Genomic DNA, 26,557 nt, shown 5'->3' with positions numbered 1-26,557 from the left:
CGTGTCCGGGCTCAGCAGGCGTCGACCTCGGCCAGATAGGCCTCACGGGTCCGGGCGTCGAGGAAGGACGCCCGGAAGGAGTTACGCGCCAGCACGCGCAACGTCTCGTCGTCCAGGTCCAGCGCGTCCCGTACGGCGGTGAAGTTGTCGTGCACGTAACCGCCGAAGTAGGCGGGATCGTCGGAGTTGACCGTCACCAGCAGTCCGGCGTCGAGCATCCTGCGCAGCGGGTGGTCCTCCAGCTGGTCGTAGACGCGCAGCCGGACGTTGGACAGCGGACAGACCGTCAGCGGCACCTGGTCGGCGACCAGCCGGTCGACGAGCGCCGGGTCCTCCAGGGAGCGCACCCCGTGATCGACCCGGTCCACACCGAGGACGTCCAGGGCCTCCCACACGTACGAGGGCGGGCCCTCCTCACCCGCGTGCGCCACGCATTTCAGCCCGGCCTCGCGGGCGAGGGCGTAGACCTCCCGGAAGAGGGACGGCGGGTTGCCCACCTCGGCGGAGTCCAGGCCGACCGCCGTGATGCGGTCGAGGTACGGGCGGGCGGACTCGAAGGTCGCCACGGCTGACTCCGGGCTCTCGTCCCGCAGGAAGCACATGATCAGCCGGGTGGTGATCCCATGGGTGCCGGGGGCGGCGTCCAGGGCCCGGCACAGGCCGTCGATCACCGTGCCGATGGGCACTCCGCGGGCGGTGTGGGCCTGCGGGTCGAAGAAGATCTCGGCGTGCCGCACCCCCTGCCCCCGCGCCCGGAAGAGATACGCGTCCGCCAGGTCCGCGAAGTCCTGCTCGGTGCGCAGCACCGTCATCAGCGCGTAGTACAGGTCCAGGAAGGACTGCAGGCCGGAGAAGGAGTACGCGGCGCGCAGCTCGTCCTGGGTGGCGGCAGGGAGCGGTACGCCGTTGCGTTCGGCGAGCGCGAAGGCCAGCTCGGGCTCGAGGGTGCCTTCGATATGGAGGTGCAGCTCTGCTTTGGCGACGACATCGGGGGTGACCGGGGGCACGGGGACCAACACCTGCTCTGGGTGGCGGAGGGAGTCATTCAGCGTAACGGGCGTTCCCGCGCGGCCAGTCGCCGCCGCGCAGGGGCGTGCCCGAGAGCCTCAGTCGCCGGGCGACCGGCTCCGCGGCGAGATAGACCCAGGCGCGGGCGGTCCGCCCGCCGGGGAGCAGCACGTCGCGGGCGACGCGCTCGTAGAGGTTGTCCGGGTCGCCGGGGACGTGGTCCTCCAGCTCGTCCAGCTCCGCGAGCAGGGCGTCGTACCGCGCGGCGAGGGGAGTGATGAGCTCGCCGTGGATCTCCCCGCGCGGATCGGCCACGGCGTACGGGTATCCGGGCCCCTCGTACAGCACCGCTCCGCGCATCCGCGCCGGTTCCTCGGCCGCGGTACGGCCGCGCAGAAAGCGGTCGTGGTTGACCTGCCCCGGGCGCAGCGTGCCGTACGCGAAGAACGGCAGCCGTGCGAACCCCTCCGCCGCGGGCCCGCCGGACTCCACCGTCATCGAACAGCTCCTCTCCGCTCCGCGGTTGTGCCGGCCGGTTCCTCCGGGCGCCCCCTCGCCCCTGGCCCTGAAATCCAGGACATGGAAGAGCGGCCGGTCGCGCCCACCGCACCGGAACTCGTCCTCGAAGCCGACGGCGACTCTCAGGTGATGAGTCCCACCCGGTCGTACCACGTGGGGCGCGATCCCTCGAGCGACATCGTGCTGAACGATGCCAGGGTCTCCTGGCACCACGCGGCACTGAGGCCCTCCGAGGGCTAGCCGGCGCGGGGCCCGGTGGCGCCGCCCAAGGCGCAGAGCTGGGGCTCCGCCGGCCGGACGGTGGAGCCGGAAGAGACCGCCGGCCGTACGCCGGAGGGCCACCCGCCGACCCAGGTGGACGTACAGCTCGACCAGCTCGGAGCGTACGCCGCGGCGCCGCCTCCACCGCCGCGCTGCGCCGCACCGGTGTTCCCCGCCCGGCCCGGCTGAGAGATCCGGGCCGGGCCGGCTGAAGGATCTCAGCCTCCGGCCTCGACCTCGCCGTGGTGGCGCACCCGGGTGGCGAGCACACTGCCGAGGAAGCCCGCGACCAGGCCCCACAGGGCGCCGAACCCCACCAGCGCAAGCAGGTTGGGCCGGAGGAAGACCTCGCCACCGAGCCCGCCGCCGAGATCACCGACGCCGATCAGCGACAGCCCGTAGTGCGCCGAGATACGGGTGAGCAGCCCGATCACGAGCATGGTGAGCGCCAGGGCCAGCCCCATGTGCCACGCGTGCTGCCACGGCCGCGTACGGGCCGGGGAGCGGACCGCGGAGACGAACCCCGCCGCGAGCAGCGCGACCACGGCGACGACCACCAGCAGCCACGCCCGGTCGTCCTGCTCGGCGACCGAGGCCAGATCGAGGGTCCGGTCCCCGCCGCCCGAGCTGGTGCGGAGCACCTTGTCGAGCACGGGCGGCATGGGCAGACCGATGCCTTCGGCCACATGGCCGTCCCAGGAGCCGCCGATGCCGACGCCGAAGGCCAGCCACACCAGGTTCGGCAGACCGAGGAGCATCGCGGCGAGGGTCTCGGCGGGGTGTCCCCGGGTGAAGGCGACGACCACCCCGATGACCACGCCGATCGCCACGTAGAGCAGCAGCACCAGCAGCATCGCGAACGCGGGTGGTCGTACGGACGCGTGGAAGTGCAGCATCCGTGACGGCAGCGGAGCCCTGCTGGAGACGATGAAGACGAGCGCCAGTACCGCGAGCAGCCAGAGAAGCCCGAAGCCCAGGGTGGCGGGGACATCGGCGCGGAATCCCACCGTGGGGGTCGCGTCCAGGGCCTCACCGATGTCCTCGGCGAGCCCGCCGCCCACGGAGACACGGAAGCTGTGGCGCGCGAGCAGCGCAAGCAGCAGGAGCATCAGCAACCACAGCGCCGCCGTACGGGCGATCCGGCCGAGCATCTCCCGGCCGGTGGCCACGGCCCGGAACCGCAGCGGCATCCGGAAGACGGCCGCGGTCACCAGAACCCCGGCGAGCGTCACCGAGAGCGGTACGACATCGATGGCGGCGTCCGTCCGGGCGAGGAACCCGGCATCGCCCGAGATCTCCACCGAACCGCCCACCGCCATGACGACAACAGCCGCCAGCACCGGAGGGAACGCCCCTTCCGGCAGGTCGCCGGCGCCTGCCGCCAGGAGGCCGAGCGAGGCGACGACCAGCATGACCACCAGCCCCGCGACCACGGCGGCGAGGGCCTCCAGCCAGGCACGCACCGGGGTGAGCGGACCTCCCGCGCTGCCGGTGCCCTCGGTGCCTCCTGGGGCGCTGCGTCGCGTCTGGCTCACGCTGTCTCCTGCCGGGCGTGGGGGGCGTGGGGGAGGTGCCGGGTGACCCGGTTTCCGGTCCCACCGTAAGCAAGGGGGCGAGGCCCCGCTTGCGGACGGTGAGGACGGGGAGCACACAATGAACGAGGACGGGATCACCAGGGGAAAAAGGGTGAAGCGCGCATTTCCCCGAAGCCCTACGCCTCGGAGAAGAGCCTGTGACGTCCTCACCGCCTCCCGACAGCCATCCGACGGGTCCGCCGTCGGGCCCTCTTTCGGGTCCCTCGCCGGACCGCCCGACGGGTCCGGCCGAGGGCCCTCCGGAGCCGCTGCTGCCCGGTCCGCCGGAGCCGCCGAGCACGCCCGGCGGACCGTGGGGTCCCGGCGGCGGGGGTGGCCCGGGAGGCCCCGGGGGGCGAGGCGGGCCGTCCGGCGAAGGCCCGCCCGGGCCCTGGTGGCGGTCCGTACCGCGAGTGGCGGCCGTGGCCGCCATCCTGGTGGCGGCCACGGCGGTGATCCTCTTCCTCACGCGTTCGGCCGATGAGTCGGCCTCGGGTGAGGTGTTCCTCCAGGCCGCCGCCGAGCCGGGCCGCGACCCGTACACCACCTCGACGGCGGAGGACTCCTCGGCTCCCGCCTCCCCCACCGCGACGCCCAGTGCCCCGGCCGGCACCGGCGACGGTACGCCGAGCGTCCGGGGTTCGTCGCCGGGCCTGTACGGCGGCACCCGCAACGTCGCGAGCTGCGATGTCGAGAAGCAGATCGCCTATCTCACGCGTGACCGGGCCAAAGGCAGCGCCTTCGCCGGGGTCGTGGGCATCGAACGGAGCCGGATCCCCTCGTATCTGCGCTCGCTCACCCCCGTACAGCTGCGCATGGACACCCGGGTCACCAACCACGGCTACAAGGACGGCAAGGCCACCAGCTACCAGTCGGTGCTCCAGGCCGGTACGGCCGTCCTGGCCGGCCCGCACGGGGTGCCCCGGGTACGCTGCGCCTGCGGAAACCCGCTGCAACCGCCGGTGCCCGTCACGGGGAATCCCCAGCAGGTCGGCCGGGCCTGGCCCGGCTACCGGTCGTCGGAGGTTGTCGTCGTCGATCCCGCACCCCGGGTGATCGACGTCTTCGTCCTCTACGACCCGGAAACGGGGACGTGGATCGAACGGCGCCGGGGCGACGAGGAGGCCAGGAACGACCGGACGACGACGCGCCCGGAGAACATTCCCTCGGAGAGTCCCTCGTCCCCCTCCCCCGACTCCTCGCCCACGACCCGCTCCCCCGGCACCTCGACACCGTCCGAGCCGCCGGACACCCCGACGTCCGAGTCGCCGCAGGCGCCGACGCCCGAACAGCCCACGCCCGAGAGCCCGGCTCCGGACGGGTCCCCGCCCTGATCCGACGGCGCCCGCTCCGGTCCGACGGCGTCGGGCACGAGGCACAACGCCCGCCGGCCGGGCGGGATGTGTCGGACCGGGCTCAGGGCGCCCGACCGACCGACACAGCACCGGCCCCCGCCCCCCCCCCCGGTGCGTTGGACGGCACGACCGCTGACCGCGTGCGGGCTTCGTCGCGGAACCTCCGGGCCCGGGGACGTACCGCTCACCGTGCGGGCTTCGTCGCGGAACCGCCGGGCCCGGGGACGTACCGCTCACCGCAGCGCGATCAGGCCGATGGCCGCGCCCGCGCCGATCAGTCCCGCGGCCTGTCCCCGCCGGACTCGTTCGTGCAGCAGCGCCAGGGCCAGCACCACCGGGATGACCGGGTAGAGCGCGGAGAGCACGGTCGCCACGGCCAGGAGCTGCTGCCGTGTGGCCTCCAGATACAGGACCAGGGCGAGCGTGCCGCACGCTCCGGCCGCCGCGGCCGGAGCCCCTAGCCGTACGGGGAGCCGCCAGGGACCCCGTACGCGCCACAGCAGCGCGGCGACCACCGCGACGGACGCCACACGGCCGGCGACGACCGGCCAGAGTCCTGTCCCCGCGGGAACCCGGGCGATGGCCAGATACTGCACCGCGAACCCGATGCCGGCCAGCAGTGCGTCGGCGTTGCCGGAGGCCCACAGCCCCGGCCGCTCCCCGTCCGAGCGCGCGCCGCGCGGCCGATCAGCGCCCGGCCGCTCAGCACCCGAGCGCTCACCACCCGGCCGATCACCGCCCGGCCAATCACCATCCGGCCCCTCACCACCCGGCCGCTCGCCGCCCGCGGCCAGCCAGATCGCGGGGAGCGCCACGACGATTCCCGCCAGCGCAAGTGCCGACGGCCTTTCGCCGAGCACCGCCAAGCCCACCAGTACCGGCAACGCCACCGCCCCGACGTCGCTGACCGGGACGACCACGCTCATCGCGCCGCGGCTCATCCCCCGGTAGAGGAACGCCACGCCCACTCCGGTACCGAGCCCGGACAGCGCGCCCCAGCCCATCGACTGCGCCGTGGGGGTGCCGCCCGCGAAGGCCGCCGCGACCACCGACAGGGCGGTCCCGCCCGTCTGCGCGTACAGCGCGACCGTCATGCCATGTATACGACGCGCCACCAGCCCGTTGACGAAATGCGTCGAGCCGAAGCACACCGCCGAGGCCAGAGCGAGCAGTTCACCCACCCGTACCGCCGCCCCCGCGAGCGCGGGCCGCCGATCCGACCGGGCACCGCCGCCCGCCGCGCACACACGCCGCGCGGTCGCACAGACGGCAGAGCACATACTCCGAGCCGACCTCGTCGAACAGCGTGTCCAGCAGCGGTTCCAGAGCCGTCTCCAGCGCCTCGCGCTGTACGGCGGTGAGTCGGCCGGTCAGGGCGTCCAACTCCCGCTGCCGTGCGGACAGCGCCCGCCGGGCGGCCTCCCGGCCCTCCTCGGTCGGCTCCACGGCGACCGTACGACCGCCCGCGGGCCGGCGTGTCACCAGCCCGCGGACCGCCAGCTGATCGAGCATCCGGGCGCAGGCGGGCTGGCTCAGCCCGATGCGGGCACCCAGCCCCGTGACGCCGATGCCGGGCGAGGTCAGCAGCGTGACGAGCGCCGCCGCTCCGCTGACGCTGGTACCCGCCGATTCCGCCGCTGCCCGGGCCAGCCGGTCGGAGACGGTGAGCGCCGCGGCTCCCAGCAGATTTCCAATCCTGGCATCATGCATAACTCATGCATAATCCTTTTCGAAGATCACTTCAACACCCGGCCCACGGAAAAGGCGGTACGCGCCGCGGGCCGCCGCGCCCGCTCCCAGGCCCGCCGGGAGTCGGAGCTGCCCCCCACCGCCCACCACCGCGTCGATCCAGCCGGCCCCGGCTGCCGCGAGGCACAGCAGAACCCATGCCGTCAGGGATATATCGGGCACCGCCGCACCTTATGCCCCGCCGATCTTCGCCCCTCGGCCAGGGCGTACTCCCGCCGGGATCCAGCAGTGCACGGGCCGCGAACGGTGGGAAGGACCGGCAGAAACGCGCTGTTCGCACGTGAGGACGGTCGGTGCTCACAGCCGGGGCAAGCGATCGCTGAGGGCAGCGTTGCGCACGGGAAACAGTGGTGATGCGGGCGGGAAACGAGCGCCACGCAGTCTTCGAACATGGCATCCGCACAGCTCGCTCCCACACGCCCGGCCGGCCACCGTGTCACGGTGGTCGGCGGCGGCATGGCCGCTGCCCGGCTGGTGCAGCAGCTCGCCGCGCACGGCGGCCGGGACGGCAGCCCGGAACTCACCGTCACCGTCATCGGCGAGGAACCCCACACGCCGTACAACAGGGTGCTGCTCGCCGAGGTCCTGGCCGGGCGGTACGCACCGGAGGTGATCGAGCTGCCCGCGCCGCCGTCCGCGGCGCGCTGGCTGCCCGGTGTCCGCGCGGTACGGCTGGACCGCGAGGCGGGCGAGGTGCTGTGCGACGACGGACAGCGTGTGCCCTACGACTCGCTGGTGCTGGCCACCGGCTCCAACCCGGTACTCCCGCCGCTGCGCGGCCTGTTCGAGCCGGACGGCCACGACCTTCCCCAGGGTGTGCAGTCCTTCCGCACCATGGACGACTGCCTCTCGCTCGCCGAGTCCGTACGCCCGGGTGTCCGGGCCGTGGTGATCGGCGGCGGGCTGCTGGGGGTGTCGGCGGCGCGTGCGCTGGCCCGTCGCGGCGCCCAGGTCGTCCTCGCCCACCAGGGCGAACACCTCATGGAGCGACAGCTCGACGCGGGCGCGTCACGGCTGCTGCGCTCGCATGTGGAGGAGCTGGGCGTCGAGGTCCACACGGAGTGCCGGGTGCGGGGTCTGCACGTGCTGCCCGGACGGGAGCCCGGCCCGGCCACGGCGCAGACACCGGCGCCGGCAGAGGCACCGTCACAGGGTCGCGCGCAGACACAGGCGCGCCCGGCCCGGACGGTCACCGCGGTCGAGATGGCCGACGGATTCCGGCTGGACGCCGAGATCGTCGTCCTGGCCTGCGGGGTCCGCCCCCGTATCGGCCTCGCCCAGGCCGCCGGCCTGCGGACGCGGCGCGGCATCGTCGTCGACGACGAGCTGCGCACCTCCGACCCCCGGATCCACGCGATCGGTGACTGCTCCGAGCACGGCGGCGTCCTCTACGGCCTGGCAGGGCCCGCGCAGGAGCAGGCCGACGTCCTGGCCCGCGTGCTCCTGGCGGACACCACGGCGTCCGCGCCCCCGCGCTACACCGGCACCCGGGCGCTCACCCGGCTGACGCTGCCCGCCGGTCCCACCCGGCCGGGCGGCCCGGCGGTACCGGCCCCGACGGCGGCCACGCCGGCCTCCCCGGCCGACGCCGCGGCTCCCACGGCCGTCTCCGCAGCTTCCCCGGCCGACCAGGCGACCGGCTCCCTCCCGGACATGCTTCCGCCCGGCCCGTTCGATCTCGCCGCCTTCGGTGAGACCGAGCCCGCGCCCGGCGACGACGTCATCCACCTCTCCGATGCCACCCGCGGCGCGTACCGCAAGGTCGTCGTCCGCGGCGACCGGCTCATTGGAGGAATTCTGCTCGGCGATCTCGGCAGCGTCGGCGTGCTCGCCAGGACGTGGGAGGGCGACGAGCCGCTCCCCTCCGCTCCACTGCTCCACCTGCTCACCAACGATGGAGGCTCCTGACCATGCCGATCGCGTCTCACCCCACGATTGTGCTCGTCGGCCACGGGATGGTCGGCCAGCGGTTCCTGGAGGCCCTCGCCGACCGCGGGGTCACCGAGCGGGCGCGCGTCGTCGTCCTGTGCGAGGAGCCGCGCGCCGCCTACGACCGCGTGCAGCTGACCTCGTACTTCTCCGGTAAAACCCCCGACGAACTCTCCCTCGTGGAACCGGACTTCATGGAGCGGCACGGGATCGAGCTGCACCTCGACGACCCGGTGCAGACGATCGACCGTACGGCGCGCACGGTCACCTCGCGCTCGGGGCTGACCGTCACCTACGACACGCTCGTCCTGGCGACCGGCTCGTACCCCTTCGTGCCGCCGGTGCCCGGCAAGGACTCCACCGGTTGCTTCGTCTACCGGACGATCGAGGACCTGCTCGCGATCGAGGAGTACGCGAAGGGGGCCACGACCGGCGCCGTCGTCGGTGGCGGACTGCTCGGACTGGAGGCGGCCGGCGCCCTGAAGGGGCTCGGGCTCGACACGCACATCGTGGAGTTCGCACCGCGGCTGATGCCCGTGCAGGTGGACGACGGCGGCGGCGCCGCGCTGCTGCGCACCATCGAGGACATGGGGCTGACGGTCCACACGGGCGTCGGCACGCAGGAGGTCACCACGGACGACAGCGGGACGGTCGCGGGCATGTCCCTGTCCGACGGCTCGACGCTCGCCACCGACCTGGTCGTCTTCTCCGCGGGGGTGCGCCCCCGCGACCAGCTCGCCCGCGACTGCGGTCTGGAGGTCGGCGAGCGCGGCGGCATCAAGGTCGACGAGCAGTGCGCCACCTCCGACCCGGCCGTCTACGCGATCGGCGAGTGCGCGCTGGCCGCCGACGGCCGTGTCTACGGTCTCGTGGCGCCCGGCTACGAGATGGCCGAGACCGCCGCGGACGCCATCGCCGGCGAGACGTCGACGGCCTTCACCGGCGCCGACCTCTCCACCAAGCTCAAGCTCCTGGGCGTGGACGTCGCCTCCTTCGGCGACGCGCACGGCTCGGCCCCCGGCTGCCTCGACGTCGTCTACGCCGACTCCCGGGCCGGTGTCTACAAGAAGCTGGTCGTCGGCGCGGACGGCACCCTCCTGGGCGGGGTCCTGGTGGGAGACGCCGAGGCGTACGGAATGCTGCGGCCGCTCACCGGGTCCGTACCTCCGCTGTCGCCCGAGCAGCTGGTGATGCCCGCCGGTGTCGGCGCGCCCGCCGCGCTCGGCCCGTCCGCCCTGCCCGACGAGGCGGTCATCTGCAACTGCCACAACGTCACCAAGGGCGCCATCCGCTCCGCCGTCACCGAACACAGCTGCACCGACGTCCCGGCCGTGAAGAAGTGCACCAAGGCGGGCACGGGCTGCGGCAGTTGTGTGAAGGTGCTCACCACGCTCGTCAACGACGAGCTGGAGGCGAGCGGTGTGACCGTGGACAAGGGGCTGTGCGGCTGCTTCGCCCAGACCCGGGCCGAGCTGTACGAGATCGTGCGGGTGCGCAGCCTCACGACGTTCGCCCAGGTGCTCGACGAGCACGGCCGGGAGTCGGCCCGCGGCGGCGACGGCTGTGAGGTCTGCAAGCCGACCGTCGGTTCGATCATCGCCTCGCTCGCGCCGTCCATCGGCGCGGACGGCTACGTCCTGGACGGTGAACAGGCCGCCCTGCAGGACACCAACGACCACTTTCTCGCCAATCTGCAGCGCAACGGCTCGTACTCGGTCGTGCCTCGCATCCCCGGCGGTGAGATCACACCCGAGAAGCTGATCGTGATCGGTGAGGTCGCCCGCGACTTCGGGCTCTACACGAAGATCACCGGTGGCCAGCGGATCGACCTGTTCGGGGCGAGCGTCGACCAGCTGCCGCGTATCTGGGCCCGGCTGGTCGACGCGGGCTTCGAGTCCGGTCACGCCTACGGCAAGGCGCTGCGCACCGTGAAGTCGTGTGTGGGGCAGACCTGGTGCCGCTACGGCGTGCAGGACTCGGTCCGGATGGCGATCGACCTGGAGCTGCGCTACCGGGGGCTCCGCAGCCCGCACAAGCTCAAGTCGGCGGTCTCCGGCTGCGCACGCGAGTGCGCCGAGGCGCGCGGCAAGGACTTCGGGGTCATCGCGACGTCCAACGGCTGGAACCTCTACGTCGGCGGCAACGGCGGCGCCGATCCGCGCCATGCCGACCTGCTGGCCCAGGACCTGTCCGACGCGGAACTGATCCGGCTGATCGACCGGTTCCTGATGTTCTACATCCGCACCGCCGACCGGCTGGAGCGCACCTCGGCCTGGCTTGAGCGGATCGAGGGCGGTCTGGAGCATGTCCGGGACGTGGTGGTGCACGACTCGCTGGGCCTCTGCGACGAGCTGGAGCAGCTCATGGCCGACCATGTCGCCGGCTACCGCGACGAGTGGGCCGCCACCCTCGACGACCCCGAGCGGCTGCAGCGCTTCGTCTCCTTCGTCAACGCGCCGGGCACCCCGGACCCCTCGGTCCGGTTCGTGCCCGAGCGCGACCAGGTCAAGCCGGATCTGACCGTGCTGGCCGGCCCCGTCCTTCCCATCCGCACCCTTGAAGGGAGCACTGTCTGATGACGCTCGCACCCGAACGGATCACGGTACGAGTCGAGCTGCTCGTCGACCAGCAATGGTTCGCCGTCTGCGATCTCTCCGCCCTCACCCCCGGGCGCGGGGTGGCAGCACTGCTGCCGGACGGACGGCAGGTGGCGGTGTTCCTGGACCGCGCGGGCGTCGCGTACGCCATCGGCAACCAGGACCCCTTCACCGGCGCGTACGTCCTGTCGCGCGGGCTCGTCGGACGCACGGCGGACGACGGACGGCCGTTCGTGGCCTCGCCCCTGCTCAAGCAGCGCTTCGATCTCACCACCGGGCAGTGCCTGGACGACGAGTCGGTGTCGGTGCCCGCCTTCGCCGTCCGGGTCCAGTGAGGGAGCGGCGGCAGGCCCCCCGGCCGTGACGATGGCGGGGACGGCGGGCGTAGGAGCGCAGTGCGGTACTAGGCTGACTCGCGGGTAACACGATGTGCGCACTTCCTGCGACGACGCGAGGAGACCGGCAGTCATGACGGGCTGGACCGCGAGCGACATCCCCGACCAGAGCGGGCGCACGGCGGTGGTGACCGGAGCCAACAGCGGCCTCGGCCGGGTGACCGCGCGCGAGCTCGCCCGGCACGGTGCGCATGTGGTTCTCGCGTGCCGGGACGAGACGCGCGGCAAGGAGGCCGAGGCCCTCATCAGGAGGGAAGTCCCCCGGGCGGACGTGGAGTTCGCCCGGCTCGACCTGGCGGACCTCTCCTCCGTACGGGACTTCGCCCGGTCCTTCGGCCGCGAACGGCTGGATCTGCTGGTCAACAACGCGGGCGTGATGGCGTTGCCGCACCGGCGGACCGTGGACGGCTTCGAGATGCAGTTCGGGGTGAACCATCTGGGGCACTTCGCGCTGGCCGGCCTGCTGCTGCCGAAGCTGCTCCTCGCGCCCGGTGCGCGGGTGGTCGGCGTCTCCAGCGGCCTGCACGTGCTGGCCAACATCGATCTGCGGGATCTCAACAGCGAGCGCGGCTACCGGCGCTGGCTGGTGTACGCCCGTTCCAAGAGCGCGAATCTGCTCTTCGTCCACGAGCTGTCACGGCGGCTGGTACGGGCGGGGGCGGATGTGGTGGCCGCGGCCGCGCACCCGGGCTACGCCTCCACCAACCTCCAGACGGCGGGCGTACGGATGGAGGAGCGCCGCGCGGCCGAGCGCGTCATGGAAGTGGGAAACCGTGTCCTCGCGCAGTCCGCCGAGGCGGGGGCGCTGCCGACGCTGTACGCCGCCACCGCGCCCGGTGTGCGCCAGGGCTCCTACACCGGCCCGCGCCTCCACTTCCGCGGCGCGCCGGGCCCTGCCCGCCGGGCCCCGTGGACACGCAATGACACGGCGGGCGAGCAGCTGTGGGGAGCGTCGGAACGGCTGACGGGTGTGACGTACGAGGCGCTGGAGCGGCAGGAGCAGCAGCCCCGGTAGCTCACCGGTACCACCGACTCGTACGGCAGCCGTGGCAACTCGCCCCTACGCCCCACCGGGGACTTGCTGACCAGGCGACCCGGCCTCTGCCCGGGCATCGTCCCGGGGACAGCACGGGGGCCAGGTCGCGACTTGTTCGGGGACGGCTGAGCCGCCCGGCAACTCCGCTCCGTTCCGCCGGTCACCACTCGTCCTCGTCGTCCGGAGCCCGCGGGCATACCTGCCGAGCGCGGCGTGTCTGCCCGGTGCGGAACGTACGGGCCGGTGCGGGGGGTGCCCCGGGGGCGGGGCTCAGCGGCCGGTCGGGTCGGGACTTACGCCGGTCGGGTCGGGGCGTACCGGGGCCGGTGCGGGGCGGTCAGCGCACCTTTCCCGCCCCGCACCGGCTGCCTCGGGTGCGCGTCAGCCCTCGGGACGAGCGGCGGCCGGACCCGGGGTCCCTCGGTCCGGCCACCACCCGACACAACGCCCAAGAACGCGGCTCACCCTCGAGGCGGGTAGTGGCCGGGACCAGCCCCCCCGGTTCGGCCACCACCCAGCGCAGCGCCCCGGACACCACGCCTCAACCCTTGAGGCGGGTGATCGCGGGCACCAGGTCTCCTTCCTCGGCGATTCCGGCGACCCAGAGGTCGGCGCTCTTCGGCACCGTGGCGAAGCCCCGTACGACCACGCCCGGGTCCGCGGTTTCCGTCCACCGCTCGCCCTGGCTGTCCCAGCGCAGGGCGACGGGGGCGGAACCCTTGCCGCCGACCGCCCAGAGCCGGCCGTCCCCGGCCCGGCCCACGGCGCGCAGCCGGCCGTCGGCGACCGCCGGGGTCTTCGCGGCGGTCCACTTCTTGCCGTCCCAGTGCACCGCATAGGGCCGCTCGGAGCTTCCCGTGGTGCTGCCGCCCACCGCCCAGATGTCGTCGGCGGCAAGCGCGGTGATACCGCCGGCCCAGCTGTGGGCCCCCTCGACGCCGGGAGCGGCGACCCGCTTCCAGTCGGAGCCGTCCCAGTGCAGCAGAAGAGCCGACTGCCGGGAGGTGTCGTCGGCCGCGAACGCGGTGCCCGCGGCCCATACGTCGTCCGGCGCGATGGCCGCCACGCTGGTGAGTTCACCCTTGCCGACGTCGGGAAGCGACTGCTTGGTCCAGTTCTTGCCGTCCCAGACCTGGATGGCGGGCACCCCCTCCTTGATGGACCCGGGAACCGCGCGGCCCACCGTCCAGGCCTTGCCGTCGGATGTCGTCGCCACGGCGTCGGGGACGAGCCGGCCGTCCGGGTCGCGGGCCGGTCGGTGCGTGGTCCAGGTCTTTCCGTCCCAGTGCTCGGTCGCGGTGCCGACGACCCAGATGTCGGTGGCCGACCGGACCGCGAGGGCCTGCGGGAAGCTGTTGTCCGGGAGGGTCGACTCCTGGGCCCAGGAGGTACCGTTCCAGCGGAGTGCGACGGCTTCGAGCGAAGTCGCGCTCTTCAGCCGGTAACCCACGGCCCAGGCCTGCTTGTCGTTCAGCGCGGCGACGGCGGTGAGGTCGCCCTTCTTCACCGGTACCGGGGTCTCCTGCCACGCCCCGGCCCGCGGCGCGGAGGACGTGGGCGCGGAGGACGCGGCCGGTGCGGTCGGATCACCGCTCAGGCCGAAGACGGCCAGGGACCCGGCCGCGACGGCAATGGCGACCGCCGCCAGGAGGGGCGTCCGGCGAGCCTTCGGCGCCGGGGATGACGTGCTCGATGGCATCACGGTTTCCTTGTGTGGTGGGGGGGAGGTGTGGGGGGTCGTGCTGATGCCGGACAGGGCACCGGACGGAGGACCGGTGGATCGGTCACTCGACGCCGGCCGGCGGCCTGCCACGCGGATACGGCGACAGCTCCTGCTGGACCGCGGTCCTGCGGGCCATGGCGTGGTTTCGAGAACCAGGTGTCTTGACCAGGTCGTGGTCCCGAGGGCCCGGTGCATCGCCTACACCGTGGTCTTGAGGACGAAGTCGAACGTGCCGGTGTAGGAGCCGTTCGACGGGCCCGTGAGCCCGATGGTGCAGGCGCGGTTGAAGAGCCGGTCCTGGGCGTTGAGCGCCGCGAAGTCACGGCCGTACGCCTGGGTGTCGTCCGGGAAGTACAGCTGGGTGACGAGCAGGGGACTGCCGGACACCTGCACCCTCGTGTGGATGTGCGGTGCCCGCTGTCCCCAACGGCCCCAGTAGTCCCGGGGAATGATCGTCCTGAGCCGGAACGCACCCCTGCTGTTGGTGTACTGATGCCCGCGGAGGGAGTATCCCGTGGTGTCGTAGTCGCCGTTCTGGTCGCAGTGCCAGAACTCGATGAGCGTCTCCGCAAGCGGCTTGCAGGCCGTGTCATAGACGACTCCGCCGAGATCCAGCCGCACACCGTTGATGGCGGGGGTGATGAAGTTGCCCCGCTCCGGGGAGGTGGGTTTGAACAGCGGGCCCTCCGTCGCCTCCGGGGTCTCCTGACCGGAGCAGGACGGCGTGATGGCCAGCGGAAGGCCGGCGCGACGCAGCTCCGGCGGACGGGGCGCGGAGGCGGCCGGAGCGGTCGAGGCGGCGACAGTTGCCGCCAGAGCGACCGTGGTCACGCCCACGGAACCGGACCGGATGAAGGCCCTTCTCGAGCTCTTCTCCGCGTCGCCCGCCTGCGCCGGGGAGCCCGGGCCGGTCACTGCATCCGAGCCCGCATCGTGGTCGTACCGCATCGCGTCTCCTTGCCGGAATCGACTCGCTCGCCAGGGCATTCCGTGGGGGGAAAGGACCGGCCGGCAGCCGGATTGCGAGAGCGACAGCCGGCCGGCGGCCCTTGGAATGCCCTGTTCCGCACAGCCTCGGCGGTACACCGGGATCACAGCATCGACCAGATGACCGACGACTTACGGGCGTTACGAAACCCCATGGCACCCGGCTGCGTTCGGGCTCAGGATTCGGGCTCGGGATGCGATCCCGGGCCGGAGCGGGGACGTCCGGCGGCCCAGAGGGCGATCTGCGTACGGGAGCGCACGCCCAGTTTGTCACGGATGCTGTCGAGGTGCGTGGCCACCGTGCTCTTCGACAGGTTCAGATGCGAAGCGATCTGTCGGTTCGTCAGCCCTTCGGCGACCAGCGTCGCGACCGACATCTCCCGCCCGGTCAGCTGCGATCCGCCGACGGTGGCACCGGTGCGCCCGGAATCGCCGGAGGTCCCGGCGGCGGGGTATGCGCCGCGCAGCGCGTACGCCGTCAGCCGGTCACCGCGCAGCCTGCGCCCGGCGCCCAGTGCCGCGTCGGCCCCGGACGGGCTGAGCCGCTCCTTCGCCCGCGCCGCCGCCGCCTCCACCTGCCGCTGCCACTGGGCCTCGGGCTCGCTGTCGATCCGTCTGCGGGTCTCGGCGGCGGCCGCGTACAGCCGCAGCGACCGCGGCATCTCACCCCGCTCGGCCGCCACGATGGCGAGCCCTTCCAGGGGATACAGCGAGTGGAAGCTCTCCGTGGGCGCGTTGCGGAGCACCTCCGCGAACAACTCCTCGGCGGTATCGACGTCCCCCAGCGCCAGCCGGATCGCGCCGGCCGTGTGCAGCGCCGCCGTCAACTGGCCCGACGGCGCACCCGACCGCAGTGCGGGCAGGCACTCCGGCATCAGGTCATCGGCCTCGTCGGCTCTGCCCGTCTGCAGCAGGGCCCAGGCGAGGTGGTGCAGACACAGCGCGGTGTCCAGCGGGCGGTCGAGCGTACGGACCAGGTCGAGGACCTCCGCGAAGACGGCGACCGCTTCGGGGAACTCGCTGCGGCAGAGCCGGGCGGCCGCCAGCGCGTCCAGGGCATTGGCCAGTCCCGCGGGGCGGTTCCCGGCCCGCTCGACGGCGACGGCCTCCTCGGCGTAGTCCAGCGCGGCCGCGTGATCCGCCTGCATACAGGCCGACCGTGCGGCCAGGGCCAGCGCCGCACCCCGGTGCCGCGAGCCCCGCGCCCGGTCCAGCACCCCGGACAACAGGACGCGGGCGGCCGTCACCTGCTCCTGCTGGTACCGCAGCCGCGCCAGCACGATGGCGAGCGGAACGTGCCGGCTGTCGGGCCGGGCGGCGGTGTACGCGACGGCCGCCGTGAGGTTCTCCCGCTCCTCGCTCAGCGGTTGCGCGGCGGAATCGGCGAACACCGGTGGGGAGGCGCTCTCCGTCTGCCCGGCCAGCCAGTCGAGGGCCCGGTGCCAGGTGGAGTGCAGTTCACCGGACTCGGCGAGCCGCTCCATCCCGTAGGCGCGGATCGCGCTCAGCTGCCGGAACCTGGCCGTGTCGTGGTCGTCGCCCCGTACGCGTACGAGCAGGGACTTGGTCTCCAGGGCGCAGATCACGCGCAGCACCTGCTCCGGCGGGACCACGGCACCGGTCTCCCTGCCGGCGCCACCTTCCCTCCCGGCGCCACCGTCCCTCCCGGCGCCGCCCCTGCCCGCGCCATCACCCCTGTCGGCGCCACCGTCCCTGTCCGCCCGGTCGGTACTTTCGGCCCGCCCCGGCCCGGGCCCGTCCGCCGTATCGGACCCCGGCCCGGCTGCGGCCGCCCCATCGCGACTGGGCCGGTACGCACCCGGGGGCGGAACAACGGCCCCGTACGCACCTGTCGCCCCGTGCGGACCCACGGCCGCCGCCCCGGGGCCGTCTGCCGCATCGGCACAGATCCTGGCCGCTCCGGCGGCATCGAAACCGCCTCCGAGGACGGAGAGACGCCGGAACACCGCCTTCTCGACGGGGTCCAATAATCGATGGCTCCAGTCGATCGCGGCTGCCAGCTCGCGGTGGCGGCCCGGCCCCGTCCTGCTGCCGTCGGTGAGAAGGGAGAGCTGGTCGCCCAGCCCGGCCAGGATGTCGCCCAGCGGGAGGGAGCCGGTCCGGCGCGCGGCCAGCTCGATGGCCAGCGGCAGTCCGTCCAGCCGTCGGCAGATCTCGGCCACCGTACGGGCGTTGCCGAGGCGGAGTTCGAAGTCCGGTTCACACGTCCGGGCCCGCTCCACGAAGAGCCGAACGGCGTCCGACCGCAGCAGCGCGACCGTATCGTGGTCCTCGTCGGCCGGCGAGAGCGACAGCTCGCCGACGCGGAAGACCATCTCGCCGGGTACGCGCAGGGTCTCCCGGCTGGTCGCGAGGATGCGCAGCCCGCGGCAGCGCCCCAGCAGGGTGGCGGCCAGCCGCGCGCATGCTTCGACCAAGTGCTCGCAGTTGTCCAGGACGATCAGCACCGTGCGGTCGCCGAGCGCGTGGACGAGTGCCTCGACACCCGTCCGGCCGCCCCGCTCACCCACCCCGAGGGCGGCGGCGACGGTCTGCGGCAGCAGTTCGCCGTCCGCGAGCGAGTCGAGTTCCACCAGCTGAGCGCGGTTCTCGCGGCCGGCCCGCACGCCGGCCGCGAGCTCCAGCGCCAGACGTGTCTTGCCCACCCCGCCCGGGCCGACCAGGGTGAGCAGACGCGAGGACCTCAGCAGGGTGCGCAGCCGGGAGAGTTCGCGCTCGCGACCGACGAAGGCGTCGAGCGGCCGGGGCAGCCCGCGGCCCCGTGGAAGCGGACCGGGCGGAGGGGCCGCGTGGTGCGACTCCGCGTGCCCCGGATCGTGTTGGGCCGTACGCCGCCGGAAGGCGCGTTGCCGGCAGGCACTGGAGCAGTACCGGGCCGGCCGACCGCCCTGGCCCGCACCCTCCCGGGCACGCCGGGCATGGGAGGGCAGTTCGGTGCCGCATGCCTCACAAAGGTGCGTCGTCGTCACAGCAGCATCCTGCCGGGGCCCTGCCCCTCGCACCATCTTTCACATCACACCTCCCAGGGGACACGGCGGGATGGCGTACGGAGGTCCGGTCGTCGAACGTCGGGCCGACCTCGACACCGGCCTCGACGGCAGGGCACGGGCGCGCTGGGCAAACACCACTGCCGCTTCACCAGTCGTTGTTCCACCGTCAACTACCCACTTCTATCGTCCGTTGGCGCGCGACTCCGCGGGCCGACCGGCCGCGGGGCAGTCACAACTTCGGTGGAGTGACAGTGGAACGTCGCAATTTCCTGCGCGGAGCAGTCATCGGAACCTCAGCCGCGGCCTTCGGCGGCACACTGATGCGGGGAGCCGCCTACGCGGCACCCGCCCAGCCGGGCCCTGGCCCCTACGGAAGTCTGGGCGCGGCCGACGCGAACGGCATCCAGCTGCCCAGCGGATTCACCAGCCGGGTGATCGCCCGGTCCGGGCAGACCGTCCCGGGTACCTCGTACACCTGGCACAACGCCCCTGACGGCGGCGCCTGCTTCGCCAACGGCACGGGCTGGATCTACGTCTCCAACTCCGAGATCAACCCCAGCGGAGGAGCCGGCTCCATCACGTTCAGCTCCACGGGCACCATCACGGGCGCCCGGCGCATCCTGTCCGGGACCCGGCAGAACTGCGCCGGCGGCAAGACGCCCTGGAACACCTGGCTCTCCTGCGAGGAGGTCAGCCTCGGCTACGTCTACGAGACCGACCCGTGGGGTGTGAACCCCGCCACGCGCCGCGACGCCATGGGCCGCTTCAAGCACGAGGCCGCCGCGGCCGACCCGGTGCGCAAGGTGGTCTACCTGACCGAGGACGAGAGCAACGGCTGCCTCTACCGGTTCGTCCCGGCCACCTGGGGCAACCTGTCCTCCGGCACCCTGCAGGTGCTCAAGGCGGGCACCGCCACGTCCGGCTCGTTCACCTGGGCGACCGTGCCCGACCCCGACGGCTCCCCCACCCTGACCCGCGACCAGGTCTCGGGCGCGAAGAGATTCAACGGCGGCGAGGGGTGTCACTACGCCAACGACACCGTCTGGTTCACCACCAAGGGCGACAACCGGGTCTGGCAGCTCAACCTGGCGAGCAGCACCTATGAACTCGCCTACGACGACTCGCTGGTGGTGGGCGGCGGCGCTCCGCTGACCGGCGTGGACAACGTCACCGGCTCCTCCTCCGGCGATCTGTTCGTCGCCGAGGACGGGGGGAACATGGAGATCTGCATCATCACCCCCGACGACGTCGTCGCCCCGTTCCTGCGCATCAACGGCCAGTCCTCTTCCGAGGTCACCGGGCCGGCGTTCTCCCCCGACGGCCGGCGGCTCTACTTCTCCAGCCAGCGCGGCACGACCGGCAGTTCGTCGGGCGGCATCACCTACGAGGTGACCGGGCCGTTCCGCTCGTAACACCCCACCGCACAGCCCCCGTTCCCCGACCGGTGCGCTCGGGCGGGCCTGCGTCGGCGCCCCCACCCGTTCACCGGATGGCACCACCCAACCCCTCACCGTCCCGACCCGCTCGCGGCCGCTGAGACCTGCGGCACCTGGGACACCTGCGGCATCTCCGACGTCTCGGGCAGGGTCGGTACCGCTGCGGCGCCGCCACGCAACAGGGCGGCGCCCAGCGGTGTCAGCGTGTGCAGCACGGCGCCCCCGTGCCGCAGGGTGACGACGAGTCCGGCTTCGCGCAGCACGCTCGCATGCTGGCTGGCCGAGGCCGCGGACACACCGACCCTGCGGGCGAGTTCGCCGGTCGTACAGCCGTGGCCGATGGTCCGCAGCACTGCGGAGCGGGTGTGGCCGACCAGCTTGCCGAGCGACCCCGAGCCGACGTCCCCGGCGTACGAGCGCACCGGGGCCGCAGGGGCCGACGGCTCGGTGTGCTCCACCGGATAGACCAGCACCGGGGTCAGATCCCGGTCGTGGAACGTCACCGGCGTCCGGCGGCAGAAGAACGACGGCAGGAGCAACAGCCCCCGCCCGCCCAGATACAGGTCCCGGTCCACCGGGTAGTCCGCCTCCAGCACCGGCGAGCGCCAGCGCATCATCGCCGGCAGCGAGGCCAGCAGACGGTCCGCGCCACCGTCCAGCAGCGCCCGGCCGCGAGCCGCCCGGTCGGCCTCGATCCGGGCCCGGATATGCGGCCAGTACGGGGCTATGGCGGCCCGGTGGTAGCTGCGCAGGGCGCCGAGCAGCCGGCGCAGCGACCCGGTGTGGCCCTCCGCGAGGTCATGGACCCAGCCCGGCCGTGAACGCACCGTCCCGAGCAGCGACAGATCATGCTGGAGACGGTGGGCCGGGGTCTCGCGCAGCGCCTCGATCGCCGGCTCCACGCCGAGGACGCCTTCCGGCGGTGTCAGGAAGTCGGGGAAGTAACCTCGGACCGGCACCAGCGAAGCGAGCAGGCGTGTTTCACCGCTCAACCGTGTTCGTGCTTCGCAGCGCCACGGCCCGTAGACCGATGGCCCCTGTTTGTCCCGTAGTCGGTGAAAGCTCAGGATGGATTCCCAGAGAGCGTCCGGACGAGCGGCTATCCGGACCCGGGCGAGGTCAAGCCCGGTGAAATGGATGCGTAGCACCAAACCCCCACAAGTGGCCCCCCGCCTTTGTCCCGGTCACCGAGTATGCACTCCGGCACTGTCGGTCACCACGCCCTTTTGGCCACAGTTGAAACGGGTCGCGGGCATACGGGGTGTACCGAAATGCTGGACCCCGTCGGGCACACGGAAGTCGCCGATAAGACTGTTGTGGGGGCAGTGCGGCGGTTTACTTCCGGGCGGCTTTGGGTACCGCCTCGCGTCCGGCAGGGGTTACGGCCCGCGGTCCGGTGCACACGAGCCCGCTCGGACCGCGGGCCGACCGCCTGTAAACGGGCGGCGATTCACCGGACGCGCATATTCCTGTCCGCTTGTCCCGGCTCTTCCACGCTTCCCTGGACACCTGCGAAAGCCATGGGTGGTACGCGGTTCACAAAAGCAGGGGCGGCACCTCCGCACAGGTGCCGCCCCTTTCAGGGTGCCGGAGCCGCCGCCGGTCGAGGGTCGGAATCCGGCGACTGCCCCGGTGGTTCTTCCGCTCCAACGCTCGCTCCGCCCGGGGGACATGCCCCCGGGGCGGGGGCTCACGCGTCGGTCAGCGGTGGTCGCTGCCCTCGCTCTCCGCCGCGGCGCGGCCCGCCTCCAGGCGCGCCACCGGGATCCGGAACGGCGAGCAGGAGACGTAGTCCAGGCCCACCTCATGGAAGAAGTGGACGGACTCCGGATCGCCGCCGTGCTCACCGCAGACGCCGAGCTTGAGGTCGGGGCGGGTGGCCCGCCCGGCCTCGACGGCGTTCCGTACGAGGGAGCCGACGCCGTCCCGGTCGATGGTCTCGAACGGGCTGACCCCGAAGATGCCCTTCTCCAGGTACGCGGTGAAGAAGCTCGCCTCGACGTCGTCGCGGGAGAAGCCCCACACGGTCTGGGTGAGGTCGTTGGTGCCGAAGGAGAAGAACTCGGCCGCCTCCGCGATCTGACCTGCCGTCAGAGCAGCCCGCGGCAGCTCGATCATCGTGCCGAGGGTCAGCTTGAGCTCGGTGCCCGTCGCGGCCTCGACCTCGGCGATGACCTTCTCGGCCTCGTCGCGGACGATCTCCAGCTCCTGGACGGTGCCCACCAGCGGAATCATGATCTCGGCCCGCGGGTCGCCCTTGGCGTTCCTGCGCTGGGCGGCGGCCTCGGCGATGGCCCGTACCTGCATGGCGAACAGACCCGGGATGACCAGGCCGAGACGCACACCGCGCAGCCCGAGCATCGGGTTCTGCTCGTGCAGCTTGTGCACGGCCTGCAGCAGCCGCAGGTCGTTCTCGTTGGGGTCCTTGCGGGACTCGGCGAGGGCGACGCGTACGGACAGCTCGGTGATGTCCGGCAGGAACTCGTGCAACGGCGGGTCGAGCAGCCGTACGGTGACCGGCAGACCGTCCATCGACTCGAACAGCTCGACGAAGTCGGCCTTCTGCAGCGGCAGCAGGGCGCCGAGCGCCTCCTCGCGCTCGTCGTCGGTGTCGGCGAGGATCAGCCGCTCGACCAGCTCGCGGCGCTCGCCGAGGAACATGTGCTCGGTGCGGCACAGCCCGATGCCCTGGGCGCCGAACCGGCGGGCGCGGGCGGCGTCCTCGGCGTTGTCGGCGTTGGCCCGTACGCGCAGCCGGCGCACCCGGTCCGCGTACGCCATGATCCGGTGCACGGCCTTGACCAGCTCGTCGGCATCCTCGGCGCCGGCGTGCATCCGGCCCTCGAAGTACTCGACGACCGGGGACGGTACGACGGGTACCTCGCCCAGGTAGACCTTGCCGGAGGAGCCGTCGATGGAGACGACGTCACCCTCCTCGATGACGATGTCACCCGGTGCCGTCATCCGCCGCCGCTTGGTGTCGACTTCGAGCTCCTCGGCGCCGCAGACACAGGTCTTGCCCATGCCACGCGCCACGACCGCGGCGTGCGAGGTCTTGCCGCCGCGCGAGGTGAGGATGCCCTCGGCCGCGATCATGCCGTTGAGGTCGTCGGGGTTGGTCTCCCGGCGGATGAGGATGACCTTCTCGCCGGACCGGGACCACTTGACCGCGGTGTAGGAGTCGAAGACCGCCTTGCCGACGGCCGCGCCCGGGGAGGCGGCGATGCCCCGGCCGATCTTCTCCGGCCCCTTCCCGCCGCGGGCTCCATCATCTTCGAAGCGCGGGAACATCAGCTGGGCGAGCTGGGCGCCGTTGACCCGCTGGAGCGCCTCGGCCTCGTCGATCAGGCCCTGGTCCACGAGCTGGGTGGCGATCCGGAAGGCGGCGCCCGCCGTACGCTTGCCGACACGGGTCTGGAGCATCCACAGCTGGCCGCGCTCAATGGTGAACTCGATGTCGCACAGGTCCTTGTAGTGCGTCTCGAGGGTTTCCATGATCTGCATCAGCTGGTCGTACGACGCCTTGTCGATCCGCTCGAGATCGGCCAGCGGCACGGTGTTGCGGATACCGGCGACGACGTCCTCGCCCTGCGCGTTCTGCAAGTAGTCGCCGTAGACGCCCTGGTGGCCGCTGGCGGGGTCGCGCGTGAAGGCGACACCGGTGCCGGAGTCGGGCCCGAGGTTGCCGAAGACCATGGAACAGATGTTGACCGCGGTGCCCAGGTCGCCGGGGATGCGCTCCTGGCGGCGGTAGAGCTTGGCGCGGTCGCCGTTCCACGAGTCGAAGACGGCCCGTACGGCGAGGTCCATCTGCTCGCGCGGCTCCTGCGGGAACTCGCGGCCGGTCTCCTTGAGGACGATGCCCTTGAACTGCTCGACGAGCCGCTGGAGATCACCGGCGTCGAGGTCCACGTCGACCGTCACGCCCTTGGCACGCTTGGCCTCCTCGAGGGCCTCCTCGAAGAGGTCGCCGTCGACGCCGAGCACGGTCTTGCCGAACATCTGGATGAGGCGACGGTAGGAGTCCCAGGCGAAGCGCTCGTCCCCGGCCTGCGCGGCGAGACCGCCGACGGACTCGTCGGAGAGGCCGATGTTGAGGACGGTGTCCATCATGCCGGGCATGGAGAACTTGGCACCGGAACGCACGGACACCAGCAGCGGATTGTCCGGCTGCCCGAGCTTCTTGCCCATCTTCCGCTCGAGGGCCTCGAGGTGGGAGCTCACCTCGTCGCGCAGCGCGGGGGGCTCGTTACCGCTGTCCAGGTAGACCTTGCAGGCCTCGGTGGTGATGGTGAAGCCCGGGGGCACCGGGAGACCGAGGTTGGTCATCTCGGCGAGGTTGGCTCCCTTCCCGCCGAGCAGGTCCTTGAGGTCCTTGTTGCCCTCGGTGAAGTCGTAGACGAACTTCTGCTGATCTTCTGTTTCCGACACGGGACTCGACTCCTCGCGGACGGCTGCCCTGACGGCCGGGAGCGTACCCAGATCAAAGGCGCGTGAGTACGTCCACTTGGCCGTCATACGGCTGTAACCACTCGTCCGCCAGCAGATCCAAAGTGGGGAGCCCTACGAGCACGCTGCTCAACACATTCAAGTAATGAAGCCAGAACTACGCTCCGTACAAAAGACCACCGAGGATCCCACACGGAGAGCAACAAATGATCAATGAGCCGAAGCTCCTGCGGGTGGCACCCAGTGCCACACCTTGGAAAGGTGCACCCTGCTTTCCAGCGCTCATCTGAGCGGCACCCCTATCAGGGGTGGCGAGAATCACGCCGCTCTGTCGACTGGATCTCACCTCGTGGACACATTCGGAGCCTCTTTCGCTCAGATGAGCGCCCGTGTGGCGCGTCCACTTCGTCCCGTCTTCTGTGATACGGACACACGGAGTGATCACCGCTCCGCGCACTGTGATCCGCCCGCGGGGCACGACGAAGGGAAGGCCTGGCCGAATGACAGGACACCACCTCCTGGTCCACGACGGCACCTTCGCCGTGGTGACGGACTCCGGCGACATCAGCGAGGCGCGGGGCGCCTCTCCCGACGGGCTGTTCTCGCGGGACGCCCGCCACCTCAGCCGATGGCAGCTGACCGTGGACGGCGCACCGCCCGAACTCCTCGTCGCGGCAGGGCAGGCGGGGCCCGACCGGCCACTGGCCGCGGTACTGACCCCTCCCGGCAGCGACCAGGAGCCCCCCGCGTACACGGTCTGGCGCGAACAGGCGGTCGCCGGCCGCTCGCTGGCCGAGCGCGTCCGGCTGACGAGCAACCGCCCGGAGCCGACGTCCGCCCGTATCACCCTGACCGTGGACGCCGACTTCGCCGACCAGTTCGAGCTGCGCTCCGACCAGCACAGCTACGACAAGGCCGACGCCGTACGCTCAGCCTCCGCGCTGGCGGACGGCGTCGAGTTCGCCTACGAGCGCGCCGCCGCCTCCGGGCAGTCCCCGTGGCACTCCCGCACGGTGGTCACCGCCGTCCCGGCCCCCGACGCGGTGTCCCGTATGGCCGGGGGCACCGCGCACACCCTGGAGTGGCGCGTGGAGCTGGCCCCGCACGGCGCCGGGGAGATCACGCTGCAGGCCCTGGCCCTGCCCTCCGGCGCCGGGGCCGAGGCCGAGCCGGAGGCACCACCGATCCAGCCTCCGGCCATGGCGGTCGCCGGCCCCGCGCGGGAGAACGCCACGTTCACCGGCGCACACCCCCGCCCCCGCGACCTGATCGGCTGGGCCGAGCTGGCCCGCGCCTGTGAGCAGGGGCTGGCCGACCTCGCGGGGCTGCGGGTCCCGGCGAGCGGACCGGACGGGGAGCGGCTGCGCGTGCCTGCGGCCGGAATCCCCTGGTTTCTCGCGCTCTTCGGCCGCGACTCCCTGCTGACCTCGCTGTTCACGCTGCCGTACCGCCCGGAGCTGGCGGCCGCGACGCTGGCGGCACTCGCCGCGGCCCAGGGCACGGCGTACGACCCTCCCCCCGCGTTCGGCGGAGGCGCGCCCCGGCAGGAGCAGCCGGGCCGGATCGCACACGAGATCAGGTACGGCGAGTTGGCGCACTTCCGGCAGGTGCCGTACGGGCGCTACTACGGCGCCGTCGACTCCACCCCGCTCTTCCTCACGCTGCTGCACGCGTACACCGAGCGGACCGCCGACGACGTGCTCGCCCGCCGTCTGGCACCGCAGGCGCGCGCCGCGGTCGAGTGGATGTTCCGGGACGGCGGCCTGGCGGAGCACGGCTGGCTGGTCTTCCCCGGGAACGCCGAGAGCGGCGGGCCGTGCCACCAGACCTGGAAGGACTCCCCGGGCGCGATCTGCTTCAGCGACGGGACTCCGGCCGAGGGGCCCATCGCTGTCGCGGAGGCGCAGGGGTACGCGTACGACGCCCTGGTCCGCACCGCCGGGCTGGCCCGCAAGACCTGGGACGACACGGCGTTCGCGGACCGGCTGGAGGGAGCCGCCGCCACGCTGCGGAGCCGCTTCCACCGGGAGTTCTGGATGGCGGAACACGGATTTCCGGCACTGGCCCTGGACGGTGAGGGCCGCCAGGCCGATGTGCTCGCCTCGAACGCCGGGCATCTGCTGTGGTCCGGGATTCTGGACCCCGCGCGAGGCGAGTCGGTCGGACGCCGGCTGCTGGGAGCCGACTTCTTCTCCGGCTGGGGCATCCGTACGCTCGCCGCGGGCCAGGCCCCGTACCACCCGCTCTCCTGGCACAAGGGGTCGGTCTGGCCGCATGACAATGCCCTGATCGTGCTGGGGCTGGCCCGGTACGGGCTGACCGAGCAGGCGCTGGCCGTCGTCCGAGGGCTGGTGGAGGCCGCGGCGGTGCACGACTGGAGGCTGCCGGAGGCCATGGCGGGATACGGCCGGGACGAGCACCCGGTGCCCGTGCCGTATCCGCACTCGTGCTCGCCCCAGGCGTGGGCGGCGGCGACTCCTCTGGCGCTGCTCAGCGCGCTGACGCCGGGGCTGTCCTGATCCGCGACG

At 72.4% G+C, this 26,557-nt stretch carries 19 protein-coding genes and 1 pseudogene; 9 read left to right on the top strand and 11 right to left on the bottom strand.

Annotated features, from left to right (window positions below; genetic code table 11):
* Positions 1–11 precede the first annotated feature (11 nt).
* Entirely contained in the window at positions 12–1,007 is a 996-nt protein-coding gene (locus tag ACTWQE_RS05335; RefSeq protein ID WP_443327640.1) for an adenosine deaminase, read from the bottom strand.
* A 34-nt stretch (positions 1,008–1,041) separates the two neighbouring features.
* A complete protein-coding gene (locus tag ACTWQE_RS05330) occupies positions 1,042–1,506 on the bottom strand; it encodes a gamma-glutamylcyclotransferase family protein (protein WP_443327639.1) in 465 nt (154 codons plus the stop codon).
* Positions 1,507–1,587: 81 nt separating this feature from the next.
* Between ACTWQE_RS05330 and ACTWQE_RS05325 the strand changes: the two are divergent.
* Together ACTWQE_RS05325 and ACTWQE_RS05320 are read left to right on the top strand one after the other, a co-directional pair.
* Positions 1,588–1,755, top strand: a pseudogene (locus ACTWQE_RS05325) (FHA domain-containing protein); the annotation flags it as partial.
* Positions 1,756–1,782: 27 nt separating this feature from the next.
* Positions 1,783–1,977, top strand: a complete 195-nt coding sequence (locus tag ACTWQE_RS05320; RefSeq protein ID WP_443327638.1) for a hypothetical protein — start codon at positions 1,783–1,785, stop codon at positions 1,975–1,977.
* Between the two features lie 29 nt (positions 1,978–2,006).
* Here the strand turns inward: ACTWQE_RS05320 and ACTWQE_RS05315 are convergent, their stop codons facing one another.
* Entirely contained in the window at positions 2,007–3,323 is a 1,317-nt protein-coding gene (locus tag ACTWQE_RS05315; RefSeq protein ID WP_443327637.1) for a streptophobe family protein, read from the bottom strand.
* Positions 3,324–3,784: 461 nt separating this feature from the next.
* Here ACTWQE_RS05315 and ACTWQE_RS05310 point away from each other — a divergent pair, with 461 nt between their 5' ends.
* Entirely contained in the window at positions 3,785–4,696 is a 912-nt protein-coding gene (locus ACTWQE_RS05310; protein ID WP_443327636.1) for a DUF6777 domain-containing protein, read from the top strand.
* 254 nt (positions 4,697–4,950) lie between these two features.
* Here the strand turns inward: ACTWQE_RS05310 and ACTWQE_RS05305 are convergent, their stop codons facing one another.
* The 3 genes from ACTWQE_RS05305 to ACTWQE_RS05295 are packed head-to-tail and all read right to left on the bottom strand — an operon-like array spanning position 4,951 to position 6,628.
* Complete coding sequence (locus ACTWQE_RS05305; protein WP_443327635.1) at positions 4,951–5,898, bottom strand: EamA family transporter; 948 nt, start codon at positions 5,896–5,898, stop codon at positions 4,951–4,953.
* Positions 5,891–6,427, bottom strand: a complete 537-nt coding sequence (locus ACTWQE_RS05300) for a MarR family winged helix-turn-helix transcriptional regulator (RefSeq protein ID WP_443327634.1) — start codon at positions 6,425–6,427, stop codon at positions 5,891–5,893. The genes ACTWQE_RS05305 and ACTWQE_RS05300 overlap by 8 nt, the downstream gene beginning before the upstream one ends.
* Before the next feature lie 3 nt (positions 6,428–6,430).
* Positions 6,431–6,628: a hypothetical protein gene (locus tag ACTWQE_RS05295; RefSeq protein WP_443327633.1), complete on the bottom strand. Its 198-nt coding sequence runs from the start codon at positions 6,626–6,628 to the stop codon at positions 6,431–6,433.
* 228 nt (positions 6,629–6,856) lie between these two features.
* Here ACTWQE_RS05295 and ACTWQE_RS05290 point away from each other — a divergent pair, with 228 nt between their 5' ends.
* The 4 genes from ACTWQE_RS05290 (at position 6,857) to ACTWQE_RS05275 (ending at position 12,402) form a co-directional block, all read left to right on the top strand.
* Complete coding sequence (locus tag ACTWQE_RS05290; RefSeq protein WP_443327632.1) at positions 6,857–8,374, top strand: NAD(P)/FAD-dependent oxidoreductase; 1,518 nt, start codon at positions 6,857–6,859, stop codon at positions 8,372–8,374.
* A gap of 2 nt (positions 8,375–8,376) precedes the next feature.
* A complete protein-coding gene (gene nirB / locus ACTWQE_RS05285) occupies positions 8,377–10,971 on the top strand; it encodes a nitrite reductase large subunit NirB (RefSeq protein ID WP_443327631.1) in 2,595 nt (864 codons plus the stop codon).
* Positions 10,971–11,327, top strand: coding sequence for a nitrite reductase small subunit NirD (nirD, locus tag ACTWQE_RS05280; RefSeq protein WP_443327630.1), 357 nt, complete (start codon positions 10,971–10,973; stop codon positions 11,325–11,327). Before nirB ends, nirD begins: the two co-directional genes overlap by 1 nt.
* A 133-nt stretch (positions 11,328–11,460) precedes the next feature.
* Complete coding sequence (locus ACTWQE_RS05275) at positions 11,461–12,402, top strand: oxidoreductase (RefSeq protein ID WP_443327629.1); 942 nt, start codon at positions 11,461–11,463, stop codon at positions 12,400–12,402.
* Between the two features lie 562 nt (positions 12,403–12,964).
* Here ACTWQE_RS05275 and ACTWQE_RS05270 read toward each other — a convergent pair.
* The 3 genes from ACTWQE_RS05270 to ACTWQE_RS05260 all read right to left on the bottom strand — a co-directional run bounded on the left by ACTWQE_RS05270 (position 12,965) and on the right by ACTWQE_RS05260 (position 18,123).
* A complete protein-coding gene (locus tag ACTWQE_RS05270) occupies positions 12,965–14,122 on the bottom strand; it encodes a hypothetical protein (protein WP_443327628.1) in 1,158 nt (385 codons plus the stop codon).
* A 222-nt stretch (positions 14,123–14,344) separates the two neighbouring features.
* Positions 14,345–15,094, bottom strand: coding sequence for a dioxygenase family protein (locus tag ACTWQE_RS05265; RefSeq protein WP_443327627.1), 750 nt, complete (start codon positions 15,092–15,094; stop codon positions 14,345–14,347).
* A gap of 215 nt (positions 15,095–15,309) precedes the next feature.
* Entirely contained in the window at positions 15,310–18,123 is a 2,814-nt protein-coding gene (locus tag ACTWQE_RS05260; RefSeq protein ID WP_443327626.1) for an ATP-binding protein, read from the bottom strand.
* A gap of 272 nt (positions 18,124–18,395) precedes the next feature.
* Between ACTWQE_RS05260 and ACTWQE_RS05255 the strand changes: the two genes are divergently transcribed.
* The gene (locus ACTWQE_RS05255; protein WP_443327709.1) at positions 18,396–19,556 is read left to right on the top strand and encodes a PhoX family protein; all 1,161 of its coding nucleotides are present in this window, start codon (positions 18,396–18,398) and stop codon (positions 19,554–19,556) included.
* Between the two features lie 95 nt (positions 19,557–19,651).
* Here the strand turns inward: ACTWQE_RS05255 and ACTWQE_RS05250 are convergent, their stop codons facing one another.
* Both ACTWQE_RS05250 and ppdK read right to left on the bottom strand, forming a co-directional pair.
* Positions 19,652–20,728: a helix-turn-helix domain-containing protein gene (locus ACTWQE_RS05250; protein ID WP_443327625.1), complete on the bottom strand. Its 1,077-nt coding sequence runs from the start codon at positions 20,726–20,728 to the stop codon at positions 19,652–19,654.
* A gap of 553 nt (positions 20,729–21,281) precedes the next feature.
* Positions 21,282–24,011, bottom strand: coding sequence for a pyruvate, phosphate dikinase (gene ppdK / locus ACTWQE_RS05245; RefSeq protein ID WP_443327624.1), 2,730 nt, complete (start codon positions 24,009–24,011; stop codon positions 21,282–21,284).
* A 518-nt stretch (positions 24,012–24,529) separates the two neighbouring features.
* Here ppdK and ACTWQE_RS05240 point away from each other — a divergent pair.
* Complete coding sequence (locus ACTWQE_RS05240) at positions 24,530–26,548, top strand: amylo-alpha-1,6-glucosidase (protein ID WP_443327623.1); 2,019 nt, start codon at positions 24,530–24,532, stop codon at positions 26,546–26,548.
* Positions 26,549–26,557 lie beyond the last annotated feature (9 nt).

The organism is Streptomyces sp. 8N706 (genome assembly GCF_052245415.1).
Lineage (GTDB): Bacteria > Actinomycetota > Actinomycetes > Streptomycetales > Streptomycetaceae > Streptomyces.
Note: the sequence above shows the minus strand (reverse complement) of the source record. Positions and strands in the feature narration are given on the sequence as shown.